The sequence below is a fragment of the bacterium genome (assembly GCA_027622355.1).
Classification (GTDB): Bacteria; UBA8248; UBA8248; order UBA8248; family UBA8248; genus JAQBZT01.
Window position 1 is genome coordinate 1 of sequence record JAQBZT010000240.1, and the last position, 4517, is coordinate 4517.

The window sequence follows — 4517 nt, forward strand, 5'->3', positions numbered from 1 at the left end:
GCCCGCCTCATCGGCGAACGCCTCGAGCTCGGATCGGGCCCCGGCCAGATATTCGAGACACGCGGCCTCGTCGTTTCCGTACTTCCGGCGCAGCTCGAGCAGGCGGCTGCGCCGCTCCTCCAGCGCTTCGAGGCGGCCAGGCTCGGCGTCCATCTCCTCGAGGTAGTCCCGCAGGGATTCGGCGAGGCTCTCCACCTGCGCGAGGGCGGAGGCGGCGTCTCCGGCCAGGTCCGCCCGGGCGGGGTCGAGCTCGGCCAGCCGCTCGAGGTCCCGCACGGCCTCTCCCAGCCGCTCGGAGACGGCGCCCTCGGCCTCGTAGAGCGCCTCGTAGAGCGCTCCCGCCAGTTCGCGGAGCCGCTCGGCGTTCCGGAGGCGTGGAATCTCGGCCTCGATCTCCTCCCACTCCCCCGCGCGCAGTTCCGCCTTTTCAAGTTCCTCCACCTGGAAGCGGAGCATGTCGGACCGCTGGGCACGCTCCCGCACCCCGTGCAGGTGCCGATCGAGCGTGCCCTCGGCCGCGCGCAACTCGCCCACAAGAGCGGTGAGGGCGGCGCGATCATCCGTGAGGGCGGCGAAGTCATCGAGCAGGTCGAGGTGGGTTGCGGCGCGAAGGAGGCTCTGTTGGGCGTGCTGGCCGTGAATGTTGACCAGCCTCTCGCCGCCAGCCGCCAATGTGGCCGCCGTGATCATGGCGTCGTTCAGGTAGATGCGCCCGCGGCCGCCGCCGGAGATCCGCCGCCGGACGAGAACTTCGCCGTCTGCCTCGATCGCAGCGCCTGCTTCCTCAAAAAGTGTGCGGGCGGCGCGGCCGCCGGGGGTGTCGGGAAGGTCGAAGAGGGTTTCGACGAGGGCTTCCTTCGCGCCCGAGCGGATCAGATCGCTGCTGGCTCTGCCGCCCAGGGCGAGATGAAGGGCCTCGAAGATGATGGATTTTCCGGCGCCCGTTTCACCGGTCAGGACGTTCAGCCCCGGGCCGAAGGAAACCTCCAGGCTGTCGATGACGGCGAAGTTGGAGATGCGAAGCAGCCGGAGCATTTGTCCGCCTCAGGGGTTCGGCTCCCCGCCCAGGCGGGTTTCCCAATTGAGCTTGTCGCGGAGGATCTGGAAGTATTCGATGTCGAGCGGCCGGACCAGGCGGATGGGGTCGGGGCTTTCGGTGATGTAGACGCTGTCCGCGGGTTCGAGTTCGCACCCGTGCTGCCCGTCGAGGGTCAGGAGGACGCGCCGGCCCTTGATTTCCTTGTCGGCGAATATCTGCACCTCCACATCCTGATCGGCTGGAACGACGATGGGCCGGTTGCTCAGGGTGTGGGGGCAGATGGGGTTCACGACCATCACTTTGAGGCCGGGCATGATGAGCGGGCCCCCGGCCGAGAGGGAGTAGGCGGTCGAGCCTGTCGGCGTGGCCAGTATCAGGCCGTCCGCGCGGAAATCGCCGAGAAGGCGGTTTTCCACCTTGACGCGGAATTCCACCATCCGGGCGAGGGGGCCGGAGGTGATCACCACGTCGTTGAGGACGTCCCAGAGCGGCTTGTTCACGCCGTTTTTCCGCACGGCGGGCCGGAGGCGCATCCGCGTTTCTATCTCGAATTTCCCCTTGAGAAGGATGTTTTCGAGGGACAGATAGAGGGTGGCCTGGGGCAGATCGGAGAGAAACCCCAGATGGCCGGTGTTGACGCCGAGAAGCGGGGGGCTTTCTCCCTTCATCTGGTGGGCGGCGTGCAGCATCGAGCCGTCCCCGCCCAGGACGATCACCAGATCGGCCTCTTTGTGGACGGTGCCTCGGGGCAGGCCCCCGGATTCTCCTGCCGCCTCGGCCACGGTTTCATCGAGAAGGAGATTGAATTTTTTTTCGCGGAGCCAGGCGAGGAGCGCCCGGAAATCCAGGGGCTGCTTCCGGGCGTAGGGCCACGCCGTGAGTGCGATGCTCTTGAATCGGTCGGGCATCACGATGACTCCATGCAAGGAAGCAGAAGAGGACCCCGAAGTATCCCAAGGCGGGGGGAGGTCCGCAAGCGCGGGGATCTTCCCCGCGCCGCAGGCAGCCTGTGACTCTGGAACTTGCCGGTGGGGAATGCGGGAGATGCGCCGGTTACGCTGGGCTACTCTTTCCAGTTTTCGCGGATTTCCTTGAATTTTTTCTCTACTTTGTCGAGCCCGTCGATCATCAAGGGGGAAAACTGGGTGCCGAGTCCTTCTTTCATGACTTCGATTGTTTTTTCGTGTGTCCATGCGGCCTTGTAGACGCGGGGCGAGGTGAGGGCATCATACACATCCGCGATGGAGATGAGTTGGGCGGAGAAGGGAATATCATCTCCGGCCATGCCGTCGGGGTACCCTTTTCCGTTCCACCATTCATGGTGGTGTCCCGTGATGTCGACGCCCATCGTCAGGAAGCTCTCGTCGCCGATGTGGGTCTGTGCCTTGAGAACGGTGTCGCGGCCGATGGCGGCGTGTGTTTTCATGACGGAATATTCTTCGGGCGTGAGGCGGCCGGGCTTGAAGAGGATGCCGTCGGATATGCCCACCTTCCCGACATCGTGCAAAAGCGTGGAGATGTAGAGGTCCTCGATATAGTCTTCGGTGAGAAAATACAGCTCGGGCAGATTCCGTCCCGCGAGCTCCCTGGCCAGAACAACGGCGAACTCCTGCATGCGCCGAAGGTGGCCGCCGATGTCCTGGGCCCGGGATTCGGCCAGCTCCGCCAGCGAGAACACGGTCGCCTGGGTGAGGCGGTCGAGGTACTGGGTTCGGGTTTCGACCTGTTTTTCGAGGACCTGATTCCAGTTCGAGAGTTGGTCGTTTTGCACCTGGGTGAGGATCAGGAGCTCCTGGTTCTCCAGGACCAACTGAACGCGGTCCAGGCAATAGTGAACGGCGCTGAGGAGGTCTTCGGGCTTGAAGGGTTTGGTGAGAAACCGGTTCACCTCGCCCCGGTTGATCGCGGTGAGGGCGATCTCGATATTCGCGTTTCCGGTGCAGAGAATCCGCGCGGCATTCGGCGCGTGGTTCCGGGACTGAAACATGAAATCCAGCCCGTTCATCACGGGCATGCTGTAGTCGGAAATAATCAGGTGCGGGGTTTTCCTCGAGATGGCATCGAGGCCTTCTTCGCCGTCTCGGGCATGGAGTATTTCATACTCGGCGGATTCAAGAATGGAGGCGATGAAATGACGCATGTTCTCGTCATCGTCGACGAGCAGGATGGTAAATTTTCTTGCGCCGCCTTTGCCATCGGAGTTCGATCTTTGGGATGTAGTCATGGTCTTAGGCATGTTACCTACCCCTATACCATATGAGAAAGATTACGGAAGAGGGAAAAACGAGGCTCGTGTGACTTGGGTCACATTTACGGGGTGGCCGGATTTTCCGCTCTTTTGCTCACGGCTTCCTTGACCAATTCCTTTACTTTCCCCAAATCGATCGGTTTTTGAAGATAATGTGTGGCCCCGAGCTGTAAGATTCGCTTTTTGTATTCGGGGTCGTCGTAGCCCGTGATGGCGATGACCGAAATCTCGCTGCCCCGGGCACTTTGCTTGATTTGGCGGCACACCTCGAACCCGTCAATGCCGGGAAGCATGAGGTCGAGCAGGACAACGTCCGGCTTCAGATTCGCGCACAGTACGCCTGCCCGGAAGCCGTCGTGCGCGATTTCGATTTTATACAGGGGATTATCGAGGAGCAGAACATCCTGAATGAGTTCCGTAATGTCTTTCTCATCGTCAACGATGAGGATGCACGGGGGACCGGCCTTGCCCTCGAGTATGTGCGGCATTTTGCGGGATTCCAGGAAAGAGAGGAGATCCTCGCGGAGGACGCGCCTGTGGCCGCCCGGCGTTCGGTAGGCCTGAAGCCAGTTTTTATCAATCCAGTTTTGGATGGTGACCGGAGTGACATCGCAGATTTCAGCCACTTCGAAGGTGGTGAACGCCTTCTTGGACGATAGATTTCCTTGCGTAGTCAACGTTGCCATCTCCATGGACCGTACATGGGATATCCCGATACGAAAATTGTATAGATAATAGAAAGGGACCGCAAGCGGGAAAACGGTAAAAACGCGATCCGTGAAAATGAAAAATATGCAGTATGGCAGCCCCTATAAGGCAAAATGGTTGCCCGGGAGAGTCCCTGGATTTTTTCGAAAATTGAATAAAGGTAGATTTACGGACAATGGAAAGAATGGGTAGTGGGTCAGTTTGCACAACGGACCCGTGGTGTCATTCCGAAGGAGCGCAGCGACTGAGGAATCTGCTGTGGAAAAGCAGATTCCTCGCGCCTCCGGCGCTCGGAATGACAAGAAAAACAAGCAAGCGGACCCACTACCAAAGAATGAAAGCAAGCTTGTTTATCGGAACTGTCTTTCCCCGGGGCAAAGAGGGCGGATGCCAGGTGTTTTCAAGAGACAAGGAGGGGTCGGCATGCGGGCGGTTTTGCAAAGGGTTCAAAAGGGGCGCGTCGCCGTCGCTGGTGAAACCGTTGGGGAGATAGGCCCTGGCCTGGTTGTGCTCCTCGGGGTG

At 60.5% G+C, this 4517-nt stretch carries 5 protein-coding genes; 1 reads left to right on the plus strand and 4 read right to left on the minus strand.

The window, feature by feature from the left end:
* The 4 genes from O2807_12360 to O2807_12375 form a co-directional block, all read right to left on the minus strand.
* The coding region (locus tag O2807_12360) for an AAA family ATPase (GenBank protein ID MDA1001292.1) at positions 1–1035 on the minus strand (1035 nt) is incomplete at its 3' end.
* A gap of 9 nt (positions 1036–1044) precedes the next feature.
* A complete protein-coding gene (locus O2807_12365; GenBank protein MDA1001293.1) occupies positions 1045–1947 on the minus strand; it encodes an NAD(+)/NADH kinase in 903 nt (300 codons plus the stop codon).
* Positions 1948–2102: 155 nt separating this feature from the next.
* Complete coding sequence (locus O2807_12370) at positions 2103–3275, minus strand: response regulator (protein MDA1001294.1); 1173 nt, start codon at positions 3273–3275, stop codon at positions 2103–2105.
* 74 nt (positions 3276–3349) lie between these two features.
* Positions 3350–3964 (minus strand): response regulator, encoded by a 615-nt coding sequence (locus tag O2807_12375; protein MDA1001295.1) that lies wholly within the window; start codon positions 3962–3964, stop codon positions 3350–3352.
* 454 nt (positions 3965–4418) lie between these two features.
* On the opposite strand from O2807_12375, the gene O2807_12380 reads away from it, so the two are divergent.
* The coding region (locus tag O2807_12380) for a D-aminoacyl-tRNA deacylase (protein ID MDA1001296.1) at positions 4419–4517 on the plus strand (99 nt) is incomplete at its 3' end.

Coding starts and splice junctions, on each gene's coding strand:
- O2807_12370 (MDA1001294.1), bottom strand. CDS start 3,275: ATGCCTAAGACCATGACTACATCCCAAAGATCGAACTCCGATGGCAAA.
- O2807_12365 (MDA1001293.1), bottom strand. CDS start 1,947: ATGCCCGACCGATTCAAGAGCATCGCACTCACGGCGTGGCCCTACGCC.